This window comes from Micromonospora sp. NPDC127501, assembly GCF_040302185.1.
In the GTDB taxonomy this organism is placed as follows: domain Bacteria; phylum Actinomycetota; class Actinomycetes; order Mycobacteriales; family Micromonosporaceae; genus Micromonospora.
On sequence record NZ_JBEORJ010000009.1, the window covers coordinates 252592 to 273634 of the forward strand.

General features: G+C 74.1%; 16 protein-coding genes. 11 read left to right on the top strand and 5 right to left on the bottom strand.

Features of this window, described 5'->3' with window-relative positions; genetic code table 11:
* Window positions 1-38: 38 nt before the first annotated feature.
* Together ABTW72_RS21795 and ABTW72_RS21800 are read left to right on the top strand one after the other, a co-directional pair.
* Window positions 39-1190, top strand: coding sequence for a cysteine desulfurase family protein (locus tag ABTW72_RS21795; protein WP_350861332.1), 1152 nt, complete (start codon window positions 39-41; stop codon window positions 1188-1190).
* Complete coding sequence (locus ABTW72_RS21800; RefSeq protein WP_091407500.1) at window positions 1187-1420, top strand: sulfurtransferase TusA family protein; 234 nt, start codon at window positions 1187-1189, stop codon at window positions 1418-1420. Before ABTW72_RS21795 ends, ABTW72_RS21800 begins: the two co-directional genes overlap by 4 nt.
* A gap of 93 nt (window positions 1421-1513) precedes the next feature.
* Here ABTW72_RS21800 and ABTW72_RS21805 read toward each other — a convergent pair whose 3' ends face one another.
* From ABTW72_RS21805 to ABTW72_RS21815, 3 genes are all read right to left on the bottom strand, one after another.
* Window positions 1514-2494 (bottom strand): carbohydrate kinase family protein, encoded by a 981-nt coding sequence (locus tag ABTW72_RS21805; protein ID WP_350861334.1) that lies wholly within the window; start codon window positions 2492-2494, stop codon window positions 1514-1516.
* A gap of 197 nt (window positions 2495-2691) precedes the next feature.
* Window positions 2692-3060, bottom strand: coding sequence for an iron-sulfur cluster insertion protein ErpA (gene erpA, locus ABTW72_RS21810; RefSeq protein WP_350861336.1), 369 nt, complete (start codon window positions 3058-3060; stop codon window positions 2692-2694).
* Between the two features lie 181 nt (window positions 3061-3241).
* The gene (locus ABTW72_RS21815) at window positions 3242-4381 is read right to left on the bottom strand and encodes a glycerate kinase family protein (RefSeq protein WP_350861401.1); all 1140 of its coding nucleotides are present in this window, start codon (window positions 4379-4381) and stop codon (window positions 3242-3244) included.
* A 68-nt stretch (window positions 4382-4449) separates the two neighbouring features.
* Between ABTW72_RS21815 and nadA the strand changes: the two genes are divergently transcribed.
* The 6 genes from nadA (at window position 4450) to ABTW72_RS21845 (ending at window position 15198) form a co-directional block, all read left to right on the top strand.
* Entirely contained in the window at window positions 4450-5649 is a 1200-nt protein-coding gene (nadA, locus tag ABTW72_RS21820; protein ID WP_112582836.1) for a quinolinate synthase NadA, read from the top strand.
* Between the two features lie 212 nt (window positions 5650-5861).
* Window positions 5862-7217 carry a UDP-N-acetylglucosamine 1-carboxyvinyltransferase gene (gene murA, locus ABTW72_RS21825; RefSeq protein WP_030337972.1) on the top strand — a complete coding sequence of 452 codons (1356 nt, stop codon included), beginning with the start codon at window positions 5862-5864 and terminating at the stop codon, window positions 7215-7217.
* 114 nt (window positions 7218-7331) lie between these two features.
* Entirely contained in the window at window positions 7332-7925 is a 594-nt protein-coding gene (locus tag ABTW72_RS21830; protein WP_350861338.1) for a DUF3043 domain-containing protein, read from the top strand.
* 173 nt (window positions 7926-8098) lie between these two features.
* Window positions 8099-8659 (top strand): helix-turn-helix domain-containing protein, encoded by a 561-nt coding sequence (locus ABTW72_RS21835; RefSeq protein ID WP_350861340.1) that lies wholly within the window; start codon window positions 8099-8101, stop codon window positions 8657-8659.
* A 384-nt stretch (window positions 8660-9043) separates the two neighbouring features.
* Window positions 9044-14155 (top strand): WG repeat-containing protein, encoded by a 5112-nt coding sequence (locus ABTW72_RS21840; protein WP_350861342.1) that lies wholly within the window; start codon window positions 9044-9046, stop codon window positions 14153-14155.
* 44 nt (window positions 14156-14199) lie between these two features.
* Entirely contained in the window at window positions 14200-15198 is a 999-nt protein-coding gene (locus tag ABTW72_RS21845) for an aldo/keto reductase family protein (protein WP_350861344.1), read from the top strand.
* An 80-nt stretch (window positions 15199-15278) separates the two neighbouring features.
* Here ABTW72_RS21845 and ABTW72_RS21850 read toward each other — a convergent pair whose 3' ends face one another.
* Together ABTW72_RS21850 and ABTW72_RS21855 are read right to left on the bottom strand one after the other, a co-directional pair.
* The gene (locus ABTW72_RS21850; RefSeq protein WP_350861346.1) at window positions 15279-16073 is read right to left on the bottom strand and encodes a site-2 protease family protein; all 795 of its coding nucleotides are present in this window, start codon (window positions 16071-16073) and stop codon (window positions 15279-15281) included.
* Complete coding sequence (locus ABTW72_RS21855) at window positions 16073-16273, bottom strand: hypothetical protein (protein WP_091407482.1); 201 nt, start codon at window positions 16271-16273, stop codon at window positions 16073-16075. Before ABTW72_RS21855 ends, ABTW72_RS21850 begins: the two co-directional genes overlap by 1 nt.
* Window positions 16274-16417: 144 nt before the next feature.
* On the opposite strand from ABTW72_RS21855, the gene ABTW72_RS21860 reads away from it, so the two are divergent.
* From ABTW72_RS21860 to ABTW72_RS21870, 3 genes are read left to right on the top strand one after another with little or no spacing between them, the layout of a single operon-like run.
* On the top strand, window positions 16418-18220 hold the full coding sequence (locus tag ABTW72_RS21860) for a serine/threonine-protein kinase (protein ID WP_502892229.1): 1803 nt from the start codon (window positions 16418-16420) through the stop codon (window positions 18218-18220).
* A gap of 49 nt (window positions 18221-18269) precedes the next feature.
* The gene (locus tag ABTW72_RS21865; RefSeq protein WP_350861348.1) at window positions 18270-20216 is read left to right on the top strand and encodes a bifunctional adenosylcobinamide kinase/adenosylcobinamide-phosphate guanylyltransferase; all 1947 of its coding nucleotides are present in this window, start codon (window positions 18270-18272) and stop codon (window positions 20214-20216) included.
* Complete coding sequence (locus ABTW72_RS21870; protein WP_350861350.1) at window positions 20206-20979, top strand: adenosylcobinamide-GDP ribazoletransferase; 774 nt, start codon at window positions 20206-20208, stop codon at window positions 20977-20979. The genes ABTW72_RS21865 and ABTW72_RS21870 overlap by 11 nt, the downstream gene beginning before the upstream one ends.
* Window positions 20980-21043: the final 64 nt, after the last annotated feature.

Consider the following 21043-nt stretch of genomic DNA (forward strand, 5'->3'; position numbering starts at 1 on the left):
GGGTCACGAGCCCCGCAACCGCGAACGAAGGCAGGTCTGTGAGCGCATCCCCGGTCTACCTGGACGCGGCGACCGCCGCACCGATGCATCCGGTCGCGCGGCAGGCTCTGCTGGCCGCGCTCGACGACGGTTGGGCCGACCCGGGCAAGCTGTACACGCAGGCCCGGCGGGCCCGGCAACTGCTCGACGCCGCCCGCGAGGCCACCGCGCTGACGCTCGGCGTCCGCGCGGATGAGGTCTCCTTCACCCCCAGTGGTACGACCGCAGCCCACGGCGCGGTGCTCGGCGGCCTGACCGGGCGGCGCCGGGTCGGGTCGACGCTGGTGCACTCGGCGATCGAGCACTCGGCCGTGCTGCACGCGGCGGAACGGCACGTCGGCGCTGGCGGGACCGCCACCGCGGTGCCGGTCGACCGGTCGGGCCGGCTGGACCTGACCGCGTGGTCGACCGCCGTTCGTGCCCCGGGGGTCGCGCTGGCGGCGTTGATCACCGCCAGTCACGAGGTGGGAACGGTGCAGCCGGTCGCCGAGGCGGCGGCGGCGTGCGCCGACGTGGGTGTGCCGCTGTACGTGGACGCGGCGCAGTCGGTGGGCCGGGTGCCTATGCCGGCCGGCTGGTCGGTGCTCACGGCGAGCGCCCACAAGTGGGGTGGGCCACCCGGCGTGGGGGTGCTGGCGGTCCGGAAGGGCACTCGCTGGGAGTCACCCTGGCCGGCCGACGAGCGGGAGAGTGGACGTACCCCCGGGGTGGTGAACCTGCCCGCGGTCGTGGCGGCGGCGGCGAGCCTGCGGGCGGCGGCGGCCGACGCGGCGGCCGAGGCGGCCCGGTTGGCCCCCCTGGTGGACCGGGTCCGGGAGCGGGTCGCGGCGGAGGTGCCCGACGTGGAGGTCGTCGGCGATCCGGTGCTCCGGCTCCCCCACCTGGTCACGTTCTCGTGCCTGTACGTCGACGGGGAGGCGTTGCTGCACGCGCTGGACCGGCGGGGCTTCGCGGTGTCGTCCGGCTCGTCCTGCACCTCGTCCACGTTGCGTCCGTCGCACGTGCTGGAGGCGATGGGGGTGCTGTCGCACGGCAACGTGCGGGTCAGCCTGCACCGGGAGACGACCGAGGCGGACGTGGAGCGGTTCCTGACCGAACTGCCGGGGATCGTCGCCGGGCTGCGCGCCGAGGCCGGGGTGGTGGGGCTGTGACGATGCCGGACGAGGTGATCGACTGCCGGGGGCAACGCTGCCCGCTGCCGGTGATCGCGGCGGCGCGACGGATGCCCGAGGTGCCGGTCGGCACTGTGGTCCGGGTGCTGGCCGACGACCCGGCGGCGGCGGTCGACATCCCCGCCTGGTGCCGGATGCGCGGCCAGGAGTTCCTGGGGTCCGTCAACGGCCCGGACGGCCCCGCCTACGACGTCCGTCGCACCCACTAACCCCGCGATCTTGCAGTTTCTGCCTGGACAAAAGGGTGCAGAAGCCGCGACACGGCGACAGAAAGCGCAAGATCGCCGGGGTGGGGTCCGGGGTTACGCCGGGAGGAGGTGGGGGCGGACTTCTTCTGCCGCGGTGTCGCCGTAGGACTCGGCGAGGCGTTTGACGAACAGGTCGCGGCGGACGTCGTACTCCTGGGTGCCGACGGTCTCCAGGACCAGCGTGGCCAGCAGCGACCCGACCTGGGCGGCGCGCTCCAGGCCGAGGCCCCAGGAGAGCGCGGTGAAGAAGCCGGCGCGGAAGCCGTCGCCGACGCCGGTCGGGTCGACCGCGCGGATCTCCCGCGCGATCGGTACGTGGATCGGGTCGATGCCGCGCCCGGCGATCTCCACACCGTGCTTGCCCAGCGTGGTGACCCGCACCTTGACCAGGTCCAGCAGTTGCTCGTCGCTGAGCTGCGCCTTGCTCTGCAACAGCGACTTCTCGTAGTCGTTGGTCATCAGGTACTCGGCGCCCTCGATCAGCGCCACCACGTCCTCGCCGGGCATCCGGGCGAGCTGCTGGGACGGGTCGGCGGCGAAGGCGTACCCGCGGGTGCGGCACTCGGCCGAGTGGCGCAGCATCGCCTCGGGGTCGTTGGCGCCGACCAGCACCAGGTCCAGACCGCCGAGCCGGTCGGCGACCGGGGCCAACTCGATGTTGCGGGCCTCACTCATCGCACCGGCGTAGAACGACGCGATCTGGCACATGTCGGTGTCGGTGGTGCAGACGAAGCGGGCGGTGTGCGCCACCTCGCTGACGTGCACCGAATCGCAGTCCACGCCGTGGCGCTCCAGCCAGGAGCGGTAGTCGGCGAAGTCGGCGCCGACCGCGCCGAGCAGCACCGGGCGCAGCCCGAGCTGACCCATCCCGAAGGAGATGTTCGCCGCCACGCCGCCGCGGCGGAGCACCAGGTCGTCCACCAGGAAGGAGAGGGACACCTTGTGCAGTTGATCGGCGATGAGCTGGTCGGCGAAGCGACCGGGGAAGCTCATCAGGTGATCGGTGGCGATCGAGCCGGTGACGGCGATCTTCATGTCAACCCTCAGGGTCGGGAGCAGGGCGCGGTCAGCCTACCGGGACGGCAACCCGATGGTCACCGCTCGGTCGGACAACGGCAACCAGCCCGCCACGGCCCCCTTCGGGACCGCTCCCGGCCGGTACGACCGGCGACCGGTACGGCGATGGGGCCGTCCCGAAGAACGGCCCCATCGTCGCTGGTGTGTGGTGTGACTCAGTTGAACGAGTCACCGCAGGCGCAGGAGCTGCCCGCGTTGGGGTTGTCGATGGTGAAGCCCTGGGCGTCGATCCGGTCGGCGAAGTCGATCGTCGCGCCGGAAAGGTACGGGCCGCTCATCCGGTCGACGACGACCTCGACGCCACCGAAGTCGGTCACGACGTCACCGTCGAGCGAACGCTCGTCGAAGAAGAGCTGGTACCGCAGGCCGGAGCAGCCGCCCGGCTGCACGGCGACGCGGAGCCGCAGGTCGTCGCGGCCCTCCTGCTCGATCAGGGCCTTGACCTTCTGCGCCGCGACGTCGGTGAGGACGACGGAAGTAGGGGCCTTGGCCTCGGTCGACTCGGTCTGCGCTGGCGTGGTCACGTGGAAGTCTCCCTGCGCGGTTTGGGTCCGGACGCACTGGCCAACGTCGCGCGCCGTCCAGTGATTCCCGGTTGTGGTCCTCAGCCGATCGTACGCCGCCTTGGCCGGGCTCACCCGCGTGGCGTGACCCCCGCCGCAGGTCGGCCCTCGGTCGAGGCGGGCGCACGGGCGGTCGGGACGCTCAGCGGCTCCACTGCCGGGCCAGCCGGGCACCCAGCTCGCGCAGCCCCTCCGCGGGCCGACTCAGCGCCGCGTCGAGCCCGCCGCCCTCCTCGCCGCCGAAGTGCTCCACCAGGCTGTACGCGTCGGTCACCCCGGCCGAGGCGGCTTCCCGCCGGCCGGTGCTCACCTGCCCGGCCACCACCACGCAGGGCACTCCCCGGTCGCGGGCGGCGCCGGCCACCCCGGCGACGACCTTGCCGCGCAGCGACTGGTGGTCGAACGACCCCTCACCCGTGATCACCAGGTCGGCGGTGTCCAGCGCGGTGTCGAGCCGGGTGGCCCGGGTGACCAGGCCGATCCCCGACTCGCAGTCGCCACCCAGGGCGAGGAGCGCCGCGCCGATGCCACCGGCGGCACCGCCCCCGGGCAGCGCGCCGAGCCCCGCCGGGCAGCCGGCCAGGTCCCGTTCCAGCACCGCCGCGAAACGCTCCAGGGCCGCGTCGAGCAGCAGCACGTCGGCGCGGTCGGCGCCCTTCTGCGGGCCGAACACGTTGCTCGCGCCGTGCAGGCCGAGCAGGGGGTTGTCCACGTCGGTGGCCGCGACCAGCCGGACGCCGCGCAGCCGGGGCGCACCGTCCAGCGCGTCGATCGCGGCGAGCGCCGCCCCGCCGTACGGCAGAGCGGCACCGCCCTGGTCGAGGGGGGTCACGCCCAGCGCGGCGAGCATTCCCGCGCCGGCGTCGTTGGTGCCGGAGCCGCCCAGCCCGATCACCACCGTGCGGGCACCGCTCTCCACAGCGGCGACCACCAACAGACCCAGCCCGTACGAGGTGGTGCTCTTCGGGTCGCGCTCGGCCGCGGAGAGCAGGTGCAGGCCGCACGCCTGCGCGCTCTCCAGGTAGGCGGTCGAGCCGTCGGCGGTGAGCAGGATCTCACCGGCCGCCGGCCGGCCCAGCGGGTCGACCGTCGGCACCGCCACGCGCCGGCCGCCGAGGGCTTCGGCGAGCACCTCCACGAAGCCCGGTCCGCCGTCGGCGAGGGGCCGGATCAGCAGATCGTCTCCGTCGGTGACGGTGCGCCAACCGTCGGCGACGGCGGTGGCCACCTCCGGTGCGGACAGGGTGCCGGCGAACTTGTCCGGGCAGAGCAGCACGCGCATGCCGAGCAGTGTGGCAGCCCACACCGAGCGAGGCTGTGTCGCGCTCGCGCTGTGGGACCATGGGCTACGTGACTTCGACCTGGGTGGAACCCTCCAACACGGCGACGGCTCTGCTGCTGCTCGGCCGGGGCAGCGACCCCGACACCGAGCGCGGCGTGGAGTGTCCGGGCGACCTGCCGGCGCCCAGCGATCCGGATCTGGTGGCCCGTGCCACCGCCGCGAAGGCGAAGCTGGGCAGCAAGGTCTTCGTGCTGGGGCACCACTACCAGCGCGACGAGGTGATCCAGTTCGCCGACGTGACCGGCGACTCGTTCAAGCTGGCCCGGGAGGCCGCGGCCCGCCCGGACGCGGAGTACATCGTCTTCTGCGGCGTGCACTTCATGGCCGAGAGCGCCGACATCCTCACCACCGACAGCCAGCGGGTGATCCTGCCCGACCTCGCAGCGGGTTGCTCGATGGCGGACATGGCCGTGCTGGGTCAGGTCGAGGCCGCGTGGGACACGCTGACCGAGCTGGGCATCGCCGGCGACACCGTGCCGGTGACGTACATGAACTCCTCGGCCGACATCAAGGGTTTCGTGGGCCGCAACGGCGGCGTGGTCTGCACCTCGTCCAACGCCAAGCGCGCCCTGGACTGGGCCTTCGAGCAGGGGTCGAAGGTGCTCTTCCTGCCGGATCAGCACCTGGGCCGTAACACCGCGGTGCTGGAGATGGGCCTGTCGCTGGACGACTGTGTGCTCTACGACCCGCACAAGCCCGGCGGCGGGCTCACCCCGGAGCAGCTGCGCGACGCCAAGATGATCCTGTGGCGGGGGCACTGCTCGGTGCACGGCCGGTTCACCCTGGAGAGCGTCAACGACGTACGGGAGCGCGTGCCCGGGGTCAACGTCCTGGTCCACCCGGAGTGCCGGCACGAGGTGGTCACGGCCTCCGACTACGTCGGGTCCACCGAATACATCATCAAGACGATCGAGGCGGCTCCGGCCGGCTCGGCGTGGGCGCTCGGCACCGAGCTGAACCTGGTCCGCCGGCTCGCGCTGGCGCACCCGGACAAGCAGATCATGTTCCTGGACAAGGCCGTCTGCTACTGCTCGACGATGAACCGGATCGATCTGCCGCACCTGGTCTGGGCCCTGGAAGAGCTGGTGGCGGGCCGGGTCGTCAACCAGATCACGGTGGACGCCGACACCGCGCACCACGCCCGGGTCGCGCTTGATCAGATGCTCGCGTTGCCGGGCGCGGACACTCCGCCGCCGACCGCGTCCTGATCACGATCCGTAGCGCTCTTGGTACGCAAAAGTGCCGGATCACCGATTAATGCCACACACGCCGATGTGACCGAGTCCTTTTTCGTCACCGAGGGCTATGCTGCCCAAGCGACGACACACGCGGGCCGTTTGGATATGGCCGCATCCGGGGTAGCGACAACGTTCAGGCGCCCCACCATCAACACGGCAGCACCGACGCGCTGGAGGTTGCGTTGACCGACGACGTCCTGGTTGTGCACGGAGGTACTCCGCTCGAAGGGCGGATCCGCGTGCGCGGCGCGAAGAACCTGGTATCGAAGGCGATGGTCGCCGCGTTGCTCGGCGACAGCCCGAGCCGGCTGTTCGACGTGCCCAAGATCCGTGATGTCGAGGTGGTGCGAGGTCTGCTCGGCCTGCACGGCGTCAAGGTCACCGACGGCACCGAGGACGGCGAGCTCGTCTTCGACCCGGCGAACGTGGAGAGCGCCAGCACCGACCAGATCAACGTGCACGCCGGTTCCAGCCGGATCCCGATCCTGTTCTGCGGCCCGCTGCTGCACCGCCTCGGGCACGCGTTCATCCCGGATCTGGGCGGCTGCCACATCGGCCCGCGCCCGATCGACTTCCACCTCCAGGCGCTGCGGGAGTTCGGTGCCACTGTCGACAAGCGGCCCGAGGGGCTGCACCTGTCCGCGCCGAACGGGCTGCACGGCACCAAGTTCGCCCTGCCGTACCCGAGCGTCGGCGCCACCGAGCAGGTGCTGCTGACCGCCGTGATGGCCGAGGGCGTCACCGAGCTGCGCAACGCGGCGGTGGAGCCGGAGATCATCGACCTGATCTGCATCCTGCAGAAGATGGGCGCGATCATCAAGGTCCACACCGACCGGGTGATCGAGATTCAGGGCGTGCCCAAGCTGCACGGCTACACCCACCGGCCGATCCCGGACCGGATCGAGGCGGCGAGCTGGGCGGCCGCCGCCCTGGCCACCCGTGGTCACGTCGAGGTGCTGGGCGCGCAGCAGGCCGACATGATGACCTTCCTGAACATCTTCCGCTCGGTCGGCGGCGAGTACGAGGTCACCGACGCCCGCGCGCCGAAGCTGGGCGACCCCGGTCAGGAGGGCGGCATCCGCTTCTGGCACCCGGGTGGCGAGCTGAACGCGGTGGCGTTGGAGACCGACGTGCACCCCGGCTTCATGACCGACTGGCAGCAGCCGCTGGTCGTGGCGCTGACCCAGGCCCGCGGCCTGTCGATCGTCCACGAGACGGTCTACGAGCAGCGGCTGGGCTACACCGAGGCCCTCAACTCGATGGGCGCCAACATCCAGGTCTACCGGGACTGCCTCGGCGGCACCCCGTGCCGCTTCGGCCGGCGTAACTTCAAGCACTCCGCGGTGATCGCCGGGCCGAGCAAGCTGCACGCCGCCGACCTGGTCATCCCGGACCTGCGGGCCGGCTTCAGCCACCTGATCGCGGCGCTCGCGGCCGAGGGCACCTCCCGGGTGTACGGCGTGGACCTGATCAACCGGGGCTACGAGGACTTCGAGGCGAAGCTCGCCGACCTGGGCGCGCACGCCGAGCGTCCGTAACCTCGGTCACCCCATCGTTCGACTACGACGGCTCCAGGTCGCGCTGCGACCTGGAGCCGTCGGCCGCTGTACCGCGATGTGCACCGGGCGCGGACCGTTGGCTACCCTTGCCGCGTGCCGTCGCTCTTTCGCCGCAAGTCCACCGACCTCGTCGACGAGGCCGTCACCTCGGTGACCCCCGAGGAGACCGCTGAGCGTCCCCGGGGTTACACCCCGGCCAAGGGTCGGGAGACGCCGAAGCGGCCGACCGTCGGCCGTCGCCCGGCCGGCCCCACCCGTCCCCTCACCAAGGAGGAGGAGCGGGAGCGTCGCCGTCAACTGCGCGCCGAGGCAGCGTCGGAGTTCCGCCGCGAGGGTGGCCCCCGCGACCGTGGCCCGGAGCGGCTGCTGGCCCGCAACGTGGTCGACTCCCGGCGTACCGTCGGCACCTGGTTCTTCGGCGGCGCGCTGATCGTGCTGGTCGGGTCGAACGCGGCCATGCCGCCGCTGGTCCGACTGATCTCCAACGTGCTCTGGGGCGCGCTGGCGCTGGGTGTGGTCGTCGACTCGGTGCTGATCTGCCGCAAGATCAGCAAGCTGGTCCGGGAGCGCTTCCCGAAGACCGACCAGCGGATGGGCTCGCTCTTCCTCTACGCGGTCATGCGGTCGATCACCTTCCGACGGATGCGCGCTCCGGCGCCCCAGGTCAAGCTGGGCGACAAGGTCTGACGCTCCCGGGCTCCCACGCCCGCAAGATCCGCACGACGTCAGCGAACTGCTGCCTCAGACATCTCCGAGGCAGCAGTTTCGCCGTATCAGCGCGGATTTTGCCGCGCGTTCATCATGCTGAACGGGTTGTCGTTGTTCGTCAGACCGAACGTTCGACCCAATGGAGCGAAGGCATGCCTTCGGAACCGGCTGCCCCGCTGGCCACCATCGCCGCCGCCCTGCGCCGGGAGCGGGAACGGGTCGGCATCTCGCTGACCGAGTTGGCCCGCCGGGCGGGGGTGGCCAAGTCCACCCTCTCCCAACTGGAGTCGGGCACCGGCAACCCGAGCGTGGAGACGCTCTGGGCGTTGGGCGTCGCACTCGGTGTGCCGTTCAGCCGGCTGGTGGAGCCCGTCGACGACGGCGTACGGGTCATCCGGGCCGGGGACGGGCCGCACGTCCGCTCCGAGCAGGCCGACTTCAGCGGAACGCTGCTCAGCGCCGGTGCGGCACACCTGCGCCGGGACGTCTACCTGATCAGGCTGGAGCCGGGCGCGATCCGAGCCGGGCAGGGACACACCCCGCGCAGTATCGAGCACGTGGTGGTCGCTGCCGGCCGGCTGCGGGTGGGGCCCGAGGCGGCACCGGTCGAACTCGAACCCGGCGACTACGCCACGTTCCCCGGCGACGCTCCGCACCGTTACGAGGCGCTCGCTCCCGGTACGTTCGCCGTCCTCATCATGGAGCACCCCTGAACGAGGACGGCGATCCCGCTCGCAGCGCTGTGGTCGTCGAGTGCGATATGGTCGGAGACCAGATTCGCTTATAGGACCAAATGTCCGAAACCAATGGGATAACGTTTGCGCCGGTGGGCGGCACCACAGTGGCGGTGAGCGAGCCCACGCCGTTACCCTCCATCCGCAGCCACGGCCTGCCGGAGCGGCGATCTGACCGGCACGTGCGGCCCCAGCGCGACAATTTGCAACGAGGTGACAACGCGTGAGCGAGCGGACGCGAGCCGGCCACCGGGGCGTGGCAGGCGGCGACCGGACGCCCAGCGGTCCCCCGATGGCGGCTGCGGACACCTCACCCCCGGCGAGAATCGGCCCAGCGGCCGGGTGTGGCGACGGGCTCCACGGATGAACGGCCGCTACACCGACCGGTGGTCAGACCCGAACGAACCGTCCTGGGTGGCCGAGCCGACCACCGAGTGGCACCCCCAGTTCCCCGGCCAGCGTTACGCCGGCGACATCGGCATGCCGCATCAACCGCCACCGCGCGGCCGCGCGACGGTGTCCGGTCGCGCCGAGGTGCCACCGCTGGCGCCCACCCGCCCGGACGGCACCTACCTCGGTCGGTCCTGGTCCGACGAACCACCGGAGGAACAGGCACCGCACGGCCGTTCCTGGGTGGACGACGAGCCGGGCGAGACACCGGCCTACGGCCGACTCCGCAGCGACGAGCGCTCGGCGGACACCTCCGCCTACGGCCGGCCCGACAGCGCCGACTCCCGCCACTACGACCACGAGCCGTACCGTCGTCCGCTGCCCGAGCCACCCCGCCGCGACGACCGCCGTTCACCCGAGTCGGACCGGCGTACCGCCTGGTCCGACCGACGCCCGGCCGACGAGCGGGGGCCCGCGCGGGAAGCCGCCTGGCACCGGGACCAGCCCACCCCCGAGCGGTACGACAGCCGCCGTCCCCGGCAGGAGCCCACCGAGCGGGATCGGGGTCACCGGGGCACGCCGCCGGTCTCCCCCGCGCCCCGACCCGAACCCGGCTGGGTGCCCGAGCCGGACGACTCGCCACGTCGGCGCGGCACACCCGAACGACCCGCCGCTGGTTACGAACGGCACACCGGCGACGGGTACGGCGTCCGACCCACCCGCGACCACGACGGCCGCATCGCCGACGGGGCCGACCCGTGGGCACCCGTGGACGGCCGCGCGCGATACCGCGCCGACGGGTACCCGGACCGGGCCGCCGACGACCTGCGCCGCCCGGAGTCGCGCTACCGCGCGGACGAGGTGATGGGCGCAGCGCCCTCACCCAACGGTGGACGACGGCGTCGCCCCGAGGCGGACCTGCCCGACCAGCCCCGCCTCGACGACGACCGGCGGCGCCCCGACACCGACCCGCACCGGCAGCAGCCCCGTGAGGCGGCGGCCCGCGCCGACGCGTACCCGGACCGGCGCCCTCGCGAGCAGGCCCGCCCGGACGGGTACCGCGACAACGGGTACCGCGACAACGGGTACCGCGAGGACGCGCCCCGTGACGACGCGTACCGCGAGCCCCGGCCACAGCCGGGCCAACGGTCGGACGGCAGTCTGCCCTGGCCGGCGCCCGGTCCGGTGCGCCAGGACCACACCTCGGACCGCACCCGGGAGCCCGGCCACCGCACCGACCCGCACCGCACCGACCCGCACGCCAGCCCCGACCCGCACCGCTCCACAGACCCGCACCGCAGCCCCGACCCGCACCGCTCCACAGACCCGCACCGCAGCCCCGCCCCGCACCGCTCCACAGACCCGCACCGCGGCCCCGACCCGCACCGCTCCACAGACCCGCGCCGCCCCGCGGACCCGTACCGCAGCGCCGAGCCGGCCGCCCGGCCCGACCGGCCGGCGGCCACGCCGTCCCGGCCTGACGAGCGCCCGGCGGCCACTCCGGCACGGTACGACGAGCGACAGGTACGCCCGGCCGCGACGGCGCCGCCCGCCTCCGGCCGTGCCATGCCGGTCCCACCGGTCTCCCCGGAGCGACCGGTGTCGCCAGCACCCGTCTCCCCCGCGTGGGACCGGCCGGTGTCAGCCGCTCCGGCCTCCCCGGAACGGCCGGTGTCGCCAGCACCCGACTCCCCCGCCGCCCGCGGCTGGGACCGACCGGTGTCAGCCGCTCCGGCCTCCCCGGAACGGCCGGTGTCGCCAGCACCCGACTCCCCCGCCAGCCGTGGCTGGGACCGACCGGTGTCAGCGGCCCCCGTCTCCCCCGCCGCGTCTGGTTGGGACCGGCCGGTGTCGGCCGTTCCGGTCTCGCCCGCCTCCGACCGGCCCGTCTCGGGGCCACCCGCCGCGCGCCTGCGCCTGGAGTACCTGCCCGCGCCGGTGGACCCGCCCGGCGCCGACCAGCGCTCGGATGCCCCGCCGACCTCGGGACGCCGGCCGGTGGCCGAACCGCCACCGGCGTCCGGGGCGCATCCCGCTCCACCGCCGCGTTACCCCGGCCCGGACACCAGGGACCGTCCGGTGGACCAGCGGCGCGGCGAGGAGCCGGGCCCGGACCGCCGTCGGACCGGCGACCCGCTGGCCGGTACCCCACCGACCGACCGCCGCCCGGCCGCCCCGGACCGCTCGCCCCCCGCGGAGCGGCCGCACCCCGCCGATCGCCCGGCCGCGCCGCAGCGTCCGTACTCGCCGGAGCGACTGGCCCCGACGGCGGACGCACGCCCGTCGGTGGCCCCGCCACCCACCTGGCAGGCACCGCCGCCACCGGCGACCCGCCCCGACCCGACCCCGGCCGACCCGACCCGGGCGGTTCCGGCTCCGGAGCCCTCGCCGCCACCGGCGGCGGAGGTCGCGCCGGTGCTCCCGCCGGCCCCCGGTACGCCGCGCCGCTACGTACCCCCGCCGCCCTCGGAAGAGCCGGTGGCGGCCGTTCACGAGCCGGACGACGTCCCGGGCACCCGCGGGCCGGAAGCGTGGTTCAGCCCCGCTCAGCCCGCCGAGTCCGACCAGGCCGGACCGGCGACGGACCAGCGGTCGTTCGACCCGGTCGACGACGAGTCGACGGCCGCCGACCCCGACCTCTCCGCGACACCGGTCGCACCGGACGCGCAGACGTCGACGCCGACGGCCGACACCCACCTCGACGTGGCCGACGAGCACGCCAGCGGGTCGACACCAGACGACGCATCCGACCCGGTCTCCGCGCCGCCCGCCCACCCGGTCTCCGGTGCGCCCCGGCTCTGGGCGGACGACCTGGACGACGATCCGCAGCCCGATTTCGACACGGGGACGGTGGACGGCGACCAGCCCGTCTCCGGCGCACCTGTCGTCGCGATGCCCCAGCAGCGGACCGAAGCCGACCTCGACGCCGACCATCAGCCCTTCGCCGCTTCGCCCCGCGAGGACACCGATCCGGTCGAGCACGCCCCGACGGACGAAGTCGCGCCACCCGACGAGTCGACGGACGCGATCGACGATCCGAGCGCGAGCCCGGCGGATGGCTCGCGAGTCGACGAGTGGCGGGGCGACGCGGCGCTGCACGTCACGGCCACGGACGACACGAGCCCGCCCGTGTCGGCACCGCCGTTCTCCGCACCGCCCGCCTCGGTCACGCCGATCTCCGCTCCTCCGGCACCGTCGGCATCGGCCCCGCCCGCGGCACCCGTCTCCGCGCCACCAGCGTCCGCGACAGCGCCCATCTCCGCGCCGCCAGCGCCGACCGCACCGCCCGTCTCCGCGCCGCCCCTCTCCACCGCAGCGCCCATCTCCGCGCCGCCCCTCTCCACCGCACCGCCCGTCTCCGCGCCACCAGCGTCCGCGACAGCGCCCATCTCCGCGCCACCCTTCTCCACCGCCCCCGTCTCCGCGCCGTCCTTCTCCACCGCGCCGGTCTCCGCGCCGCCAGCGCCGACCGCAGCCCCGGTGTCCGCACCACCCGCCTCAGCGCAGCCGTACTCCGCAGCGCCCGTCTCCGCGCCGCCCGCGCCGGCACAGCCGTACTCCGCAGCGCCCGTTTCCGCGCCGCCAGCCGCCACGCCCATGACCGCGCCACCGGCCTCGACACCACCGCCCGCCGCGGCGCCCGTCTCCGGGCCGCCGGCGTCGGTGGTGCCGACGTCCGGGCCACCCGCCTCGGCCGTACCCGGCCCGAGGATCGGCTCGGACGGGGAGAACGAGCCGCTGTCCGCGCCACCCGACGACGCACCACCGGTGGTGACCCGCCCGTCGCTGGCCGACCCGGGCGACCCGGAGCAGGTGCTGGCCGCGTACCGGTGGCGGTTGGACCCGGTCACCCTGCGCGAGGTGCTGACGGAGCCGGACGACCTGCGGGCCATCCGGCGGAGGCTGACCGAGAAGTTGGGCTCGGCGGTCGACAACCGCGCCCGGGCCCGGCTGCTCAGCCTGCGGGCGGTGGCCTCCCGGATTCTCGGCGACCTGGACGACGCGCTGGCCGACGGTCGGCTCGCCCTCACCTACGCCGAGGCCACCGGCGAGTTGCGCCGGACCGCACTGGCCCAGGCCCGGCTGGCCCACGTGCTGCGCTGGCGCGGCGACTTCGCCGAGGCCGACCAACTGTTCGCCCAGGCCAACTCGATCGAGTTGCCCGACCGGCTGCGGGCCGCGCTGCACGAGCACGCCGGACGGTCGTGTTACGACCAGGGACGGCTCATGGAGGCCTGCGAGCACTTCGAGAAGGCGCTCGACCTGCGCGGCGCGGGCGACTCCGAACTGCTGGACCGGGTCCGGGTGGCCCTCGACGCGGTCACCGTCCGGGCCGAGACGGATGGCTTCGGGGCGTACCCCCGGAGTCGGGACGAGGTGCTCGACCGGGACCGACCCCCGTTGCCGGACCGGGACGGGACGCTGTGGGGTTACACCAGCCAGGACGGCGACATGGTCGTGCCCGCCCGGTACGCCGAGGCGCAGCCCTTCCACGACGGGTTGGCCTGGGTACGCCGGCCGGACACCGACCGCTGGTCGCTGATCAACCTGCTCGGTACGACGGTGATCCCGCCGTCCTTCCGGGCCGCGCAGCCGTTCAGCGACGGCCTGGCCTGGGTGGTCGGCGAGGGTGGTTGGACGGCGATCGACGCGACCGGGGCGGTGCAGGTCGCGCCCAACTTCGCCGAGGTACGACCGTTCCGGCGTGGGCTGGCCGCGGTGCGGCGCGAGGGGTGGGGGGCGGTCGACCGGACCGGTCGGGTCATCGTGCCCACCCGCTACCACGGCTTCGTCACCGAGTTGGCCGACGGCCAGCAGATCGACGGTTTCACCGACGAGGGGCTCGCCGTGGTCGACGTGGCCGGTCGGCGGGGCGTGGTGGACCGCACCGGCACGGTGCTGGTCCCGCCGGCGCACCCGATGCTGGTCATCCACCCGGTGGCGTTCCTGATCGAGAGCGACAACGGGCGGTGGGGCGCGCTGGACCGGCGCGGCGTGCCGCTGATCGACCCGGTGCACCGCGAGCGCGCCGAGGTGCTGGAGGAGATCGACCGGCTGCTCACCGACGCCAACCCGGTGCTCTGAGTCGCCGGTCGCCGGTGTTGATCCACTGGGGCTAGGGTCGGTACATGGAATTCCGACACCTGGGCCGCTCCGGCCTGATGGTCAGCGAGATCTCGTACGGCAACTGGATCACCCACGGTTCGCAGGTCGAGGAGGACGCCGCGTTCGCCTGCGTCCGGGCCGCGCTCGACGCGGGGATCACGACCTTCGACACCGCAGACGGGTACGCCGGGGGTCGAGCCGAGGACGTGCTCGGCCGAGCGCTGCAGAACGAGCGCCGTGAAAGCCTGGAGATCTTCACCAAGGTCTACTGGCCGACCGGACCCAGCCGCAACAACCGTGGCCTGTCCCGCAAGCACATCATGGAGTCGATCAACGGCTCGCTGCGCCGACTGCGCACCGACTACGTGGACCTCTACCAGGCCCACCGCTACGACAACAGCACCCCGCTGGAAGAGACGATGGAGGCGTTCGCCGACGTCGTCCACTCCGGCAAGGCGCACTACATCGGCGTCTCCGAGTGGACCGCCGCCCAGCTGCGCGCCGCGTACCCGCTCGCCCGGGAGCTGCGCATCCCGCTCATCTCCAACCAGCCGCAGTACTCGCTGCTCTGGCGGGTCATCGAGACCGAGGTCGTGCCGGCCAGCGAGGAACTGGGCATCGGGCAGATCGTCTGGTCGCCCATCGCGCAGGGCGTGCTCTCCGGCAAGTACCTGCCGGGCCAGCCGCCACCGGCCGGTTCCCGCGCCACGGACGAGAAGTCGGGTAAGGGCTTCATCTCCCGGTTCATGAACGACGACGTGCTGACCCGGGTCCAGCAGCTCAAGCCCCTCGCCGAGCAGGCCGGGCTCAGCATGGCCCAGCTCGCCGTGGCGTGGGTGCTGCAGAACCCGAACGTCGCGTCGGCGATCATCGGCGCGTCCCGCCCCGAGCAGGTGCACGACAACGTGAAGGCGGTCGGTGTGAAGCTCGACGCCGGCCTGCTCAAGGCGATCGACGACATCGTCGAGCCGATCGTCGAGCGGAACCCGGCGAAGACCGAGTCCCCCGCGCAGCGTCCCTGACGCCGTTCCGGCCCGGCCGGCGCGAAACCCTCGCGCCGACCGGGCCGGGCCAGGTCAGTTCTGCCCGTCGTTGGGCCCGGTCACCGCCAGAAGCGGATCAGCTCCAGGCCGGTGGCGTAGAGCCACGACGGCAGACCGAGCAGGTCACCGACCGCGAAGACCGCGTCGAAGAACCAACCGCCGATGCGCGGGTTCCACAGCAGCGCGAAGAGCAGGATGAAGCCGTACGGCGCGAACAGGTCGTACATCTTGCGCCACTGCGGGTTGAGCCACGGCTGGATCATGTTGCCGCCGTCCAGGCCGGGCACCGGCAGCAGGTTCAGCACACTGGCGGTGAGCTGGAGGAAGGCGAGCAGCGCCACCCCGGCCCAGAACTCCACCGGACCATCCGACCGGGTGCCGAGCCGCACCGCCGCCACCAGCACCAGCGTGAACAGCACGTTGGTCGCCGGGCCGGCGAGGCTGACCAGGGTGTGCCGCAGTCGACCCGGGATGGCGTGCCGGTCCACCCAGACCGCACCACCCGGCAGGCCGATGCCACCGAGCAGCACCACCACCACCGGCAGCACGATCGACAGCAACGGGTGGGTGTACTTCAACGGGTTGAGCGTCAGGTAGCCGCGATGGGCGATGTCCCGGTCGCCGGCCCGGTAGGCCACCACCGCGTGGGCGTACTCGTGCAGGCAGAGCGACACCAGCCAGCCGGACACCACGAAGAGGAACACGTTGAACCGGACGCTGCCGTACCCGTTCCAGGTCAGCACCCCGCTGACGGCGAAGAGCGCGACCAGGCCGAGGAAGACCGGGCTGGGCCGGAACGCCGCCCTGGGTACGCCGAGGACCAGCCCGTCACCGCCCGGGCGGTCGTAGGCCATCACTCGGCCGTGGGCAACAGGCTCATCCGGTACTCCACCCGGTCGTCCTCCACGAGCGCGACCGAGGTGACGCCGGACGCCGCGAGCTCCCGCCAGGCCTGACCGATCCACGATTCGGCGTCGGCCTGGCTGCCGAACGACTCCGCCGGTCCCTCGACCGTCTGGCCGTCCGTGCCCTCGTACCGCCAGCTCCACGCCATGCCGCGTCTCCCCTCGCCGCTGAAGTCCCCGTGGGACGAACCCTCGCCAGCGTAGTCGGCCCGGCGCGCAACGGCCTCTCGCTCGCCCCGGCGGGACCCGCGGGGTGGATCAATCCGATCGACGCCGGCCGGTACGGTGGCTCGGTGCTGACACGGGGAGTGCTGCTCGGCGACCGGTACCGGCTGGGCGAGCGGGTGGCGACGGGTGGGATGGGCGCGGTCTGGCGCGGCACGGACGTGCTGCTGGAACGCGAGGTCGCCGTGAAGGTGCTGCTGCCGTCGCTGGTCGCCGATCCGGAGTTCACCGCCCGCTTCCGGGCCGAGGCGCGGATGCTGGCCGCGCTGCGGCACCCCGGCGTGGTGCCGGTGCACGACGTGGGGCAGGCCGCGCTCGACGACGGCAGCCAGGTCGACTACCTGGTGATGGAGTACGTCGAGGGCGAGCCGTTGTCCGCCCGGGTGCGCGCGGTGGGGCGGCTGGACCCCGCCACCACCATGTCGGTGCTGGCCCAGGCCGCCGGCGCGCTGCACACCGCCCACCTCGCCGGCATCGTGCACCGCGACGTGAAGCCGGGCAACCTGCTGGTCAAGGCCGACGGCACTGTGGTGCTCGTCGATTTCGGCATCGCCCGGTCCCGCGACATGGCCGGGCTCACCGCCGCGAACATGGTGCTCGGCACCGCCTCGTACATGTCTCCCGAGCAGGCCACCGGGCAGCCGGTCTCGGCCGCCACCGACATCTACGCGCTCGGCGCGGTGGCGTACTTCTGCCTTGCCGGGCAGCCGCCCTTCCACGGTGACAACCCCCTCGCGGTGGCGCTGCGGCACGCCCAGGAGGACCCGGCGGCGCTGCCGGCGGACACCCCACCGGCGGTTGCCGCCGTGGTGACCCGCGCGCTGGCCAAGCGTCCGGAGGACCGGTTCGGCAGCGCGGCCGAGTTGGCCGCTGCCGCCGCCGATGCCCGCGACGCGACCCTGGCGAGCATTCCGGTCTCGGCCCGCCCACCGTGGGCGCTGGCCGCTCCCACCTCCGCGACGCCCTCGGCCCTGCCGGTCACCCCGGCCGCCACGCCGCCCGTCCCGACCCCCGCGCCGCCGACTCCCTCGGCCGGGCCGACGCCGACCGGGCAGCCCGCGCCGGTCGGGGCCGCCGCCGCGCGCACGCCGGCAGGCTTCGCGGCCTCGCCGGTGAGCGAGCCCGGGTCGACCCGGGAGGACGTGTTGCGGAAGGGGTCGTCCGGCCGACGCCGGCACCTGCTGGTCGGGGCCGGCGCGGTCGCTGTCGTGGCACTGATCGCCGTGGCCGTGACGGCCCTACGACCCGACGGGGAGCCGGGTGGGGCGGACGGTCCACCCGCGCTGGCCGGCGAGTCGGCGGCGGCCCCGGGCGGCGGCGCGTTCCTCGACGGAGGTGCGAGCACCTCGGGACCCTCACTGAGCGGCGCCCCGGGCACCAGCCGCACCGCGTCCGCCGCACCGACCGGCTCCGTCGCAGGGACCGACGCGCCGACCGCCGGCGGGGACCCACGCACCACGACGCCGGGCAGCACACCGACCGGTACGGCCAGCAGCCGACCGACGCCCAGCCGCACCCCGTCCAGCCGGCCCAACCCGTACACGGCCGCGCAGGCGTGCGGCAGCGGCTACCAGGTGATCGACTCGGCGACGCTGACCGGCGGCGACGGGCAGCGCAAGGGCCGGGTCTTCCTGCTCTACCACGCGGGCACCGGCACCAACTGCGTGGTGACCCTCAAGGACAGCGCGGTCGGCGCGAAGTCGGCGGCCTCGGCGTACCTGGAGATGCAGGGGCGGGCACGCAGCACCGACAGCGGGTCCTTCGACTACTACGCCGGACCGGTACGGGCCAGCGCCGGCGGGACGTGCGTCAAGTGGGGCGGCTCCACCGGCGGGGTCAGTTACGGCAGCGGGTTCGAGCACTGCGACTGAACGACGGGCCGGCAGGCACCGCAACCCTGGGCGGCCTTAAGGTACGGGCATGTCCGTAGACGGGTGGAACACGGTCCTGGTGCTCGGCGGTATCCGGTCCGGCAAGTCCGAGTTCGCCGAGTCCCTGGTCACCGACGCGCCGGTGGTCCGCTACGTCGCCACCGCGCCCGAGGGCGACCCGGAGGACACCGAGTGGGCGACCCGGCTGGCGGCGCACCGCGCCCGACGGCCGGGCAGCTGGACCACCGAGGAGACCACCGAGGACCCGCGCCGGCTGGCCGACGTGCTCGAGTCCGCCGAGCCGAACGAGATGCTGCTCGTCGACGACCTGGGCGGCTGGGTGACGGTGCTGCTCGACCCGGACCACCAGCCCGCCGACGACCTAGCGACCATCGCCGAGCTGGCCGAGGCGATCCGCGGGTGTGCCGCCCGGGTGGTGCTGGTGAGCCCCGAGGTGGGGCTGTCGCTGGTGCCGACCACCCCGCTGGGCCGGGCGTTCACCGACGCGTTGGGCGCGGCCAACCGCGCGGTCGCCGACGCCTGCGACGCGGTCGTACTGGTCGTCGCCGGTCAGCCGGTCTGGCTCAAGTCGGCCGCCACCGCGACCGCCGCCGCCACCGCGACCGAGCCGGCCGCTCCCGCCGCCGTGACCGCGCCGCCGGCCGCCGCCACCGCACCGGTAGTGGCGAGCCTGGCCGACACCGAGCCCACCCCCGAGGTGCAGCTGCCCGACGTGCTGACCCACACACCGCCGGCCATCCCGACGCAGGAGCCGGGCAACGCCTGGGCCGCGCCGACCATGGCGTTGCCGATGGTGTCCACCGGGCTGGTCATCCAGCCCGGCATGGAGCTGCCGATGCCCGACGAGTACGCCGGCCCGCAGGCGGTCGACCGGCTGACCACGCTGGACGTACCGGGTGCCGGGCTGGGCGTGCTGGACCGGGTGGTGGGCTTCGCCGCCGCCACCCAGGGCACCCCGACCCCCGCCCCCTGGGGCTCGGTGCGGGTGCTGCTGCTGCACGGCGACCACGCCGGCGGGGCGGCGGCCGGCACCGTCGCCGGTGAGTCGGCGCGCCGCGCCGCACAGGCCCGCGCCGGCCAGGGCGCGTTGGCACGGCTGGCCGCCGAGAGCGGCGCGAGTCTCCAGGTGGTGGACACTCCCGCCTCCGCGCCGATCGAAGACCAACCGGCCCTCGCGCCGGAGCAGGTGGAGTCCGCGCTGCGCTACGGCTGGCGGTTGGCCGAGCAGGCCGCCGACGCCGGCGTACAACTGCTGGTGCTCGGGGCGTGCGGCGCCGGCACCGAGGCGGCGGCCGCGGCGGTGCTCGCGGCGACCGCGGGCGCGGAGCCACCCGCCGTGCTGGGCCGGGTGATCACCGACTCCGGCGAGATCGACGACGCGGCGTGGATGATCCGCTGCGCGGCGGTGCGTGACGCGCTGCACCGCACCCGACGCTCGTCGCGCGGCGCCAAGGACATCCTGGCCGAGCTGGGCGGCGGCGATGTGGCGGTGGCCACCGGCGTGCTGCTCGGCGCCACCGCCCGCCGGGTGCCGGTGCTGCTCGACGGGCCGGTCGGGTTGGCCGCCGGCATGGTGAGCCGTGACCTGGCCGGGCAGGCCCGGCACTGGTGCCTGCTGGCCGACCACGGCGGGCACCCGGCCGTGCGGCTCGCCGCCGACGTGCTGGGCCTCACCCCGCTGCTCGACCTGCGAATGGATCTCGGCGAGGGCGCGAACGCGCTTGTCGCGCTTCCGCTGCTGCGCTCGGTGCTGGCGCTGTCCGCCGCGCTGCCGGTGCACCCGTCGCTGGCCGGCACGGACGACACCGACCCGGCCGCCGACGAGCCGGAGTCCACCGACCCGAGCTACGCCGACCCGGATCTCACCGAGCCCGACTCGACCGAGCCCGACTTCGCCGAGCCGGAGCCGGCCGGGCCGGGCCCGGCCAGCACCGGGGCGGACGAGCAGCCGGCGACGGGCTGGCGTGCCGGCTGAGCCACGGCTGCTCGCGGGAGCCCGGCTGGCGGTCACCACGTTCACCACGCTGCCGGTGCGGGCCGGGCGCATCGACCGCCCGGTCGCCGGCACGGCGATGGCCCTCGCCCCGGTGGTCGGCGCGTTGCTCGGCACCCTGCTGGCCGGTGTGCTGCTGCTGACCGGGGCGCTCGCCCCACCCCTGGTGGCGGCCGGTGTGACCGTCGGCGTCGCCGCGCTGCTCACCCGGGGGCTGCACCTGGACGGGCTGGCCGACACCGTGGACGCGCTCGGCTCGTACCGGCGGGGCGCGGCCGCCCTGGAGATCATGAAGAAGCCGGACGTCGGTCCGTTCGGGGTGGTCGCCCTGGTGGTCGTACTCCTGGTGCAGGCGGCGGCGCTCGCCGACCTCGCCGGTCGGTCCTGGCCGGCATGCCTCGCGGCGGTGGTCGCGGCGACCGCGGCCGGGCGGCTCGGTGTCACGGTGGCCTGCCGGCGGGGAGTGCCGGCGGCCCGGCCCGACGGGCTGGGCGCACTGGTCGCCGGCACGGTCGGCCCGGTGGCAGTGGCCGCCGGCGCGGTCGCCGTCGTGCTGCTGGCGGTGCCCGCGGTGCCGGGCCGTCCGTGGCAGGGACCGCTGGCGGTCGTCGCCGCGATCGCCGTCGCGCTACCGCTGCTCAACCACGTGGTACGCCGCCTCGGCGGGATCACCGGCGACGTCCTGGGCGCGACCGTCGAGGTGGTCACCACGCTGGTCTACCTGGGTCTGGTGCTGTCCGGCTGAACCGGGCCCGGCGGGCCGGGTAGCGTTCGGCTCGACAACACCGGCGCGGCCACCGGGGGATCCC

Bases quoted from the DNA above. Each gene is read 5' to 3' on its own strand.
- ABTW72_RS21840 (WP_350861342.1), top strand. From the start codon at position 9,044: ATGAACGGCCGCTACACCGACCGGTGGTCAGACCCGAACGAACCGTCC.
- ABTW72_RS21865 (WP_350861348.1), top strand. From the start codon at position 18,270: ATGTCCGTAGACGGGTGGAACACGGTCCTGGTGCTCGGCGGTATCCGG.
- ABTW72_RS21805 (WP_350861334.1), bottom strand. From the start codon at position 2,494: ATGAAGATCGCCGTCACCGGCTCGATCGCCACCGATCACCTGATGAGC.
- ABTW72_RS21815 (WP_350861401.1), bottom strand. From the start codon at position 4,381: ATGCGCGTGCTGCTCTGCCCGGACAAGTTCGCCGGCACCCTGTCCGCA.
- ABTW72_RS21850 (WP_350861346.1), bottom strand. From the start codon at position 16,073: ATGGCCTACGACCGCCCGGGCGGTGACGGGCTGGTCCTCGGCGTACCC.
- ABTW72_RS21835 (WP_350861340.1), top strand. From the start codon at position 8,099: ATGCCTTCGGAACCGGCTGCCCCGCTGGCCACCATCGCCGCCGCCCTG.
- ABTW72_RS21855 (WP_091407482.1), bottom strand. From the start codon at position 16,273: ATGGCGTGGAGCTGGCGGTACGAGGGCACGGACGGCCAGACGGTCGAG.
- ABTW72_RS21845 (WP_350861344.1), top strand. From the start codon at position 14,200: ATGGAATTCCGACACCTGGGCCGCTCCGGCCTGATGGTCAGCGAGATC.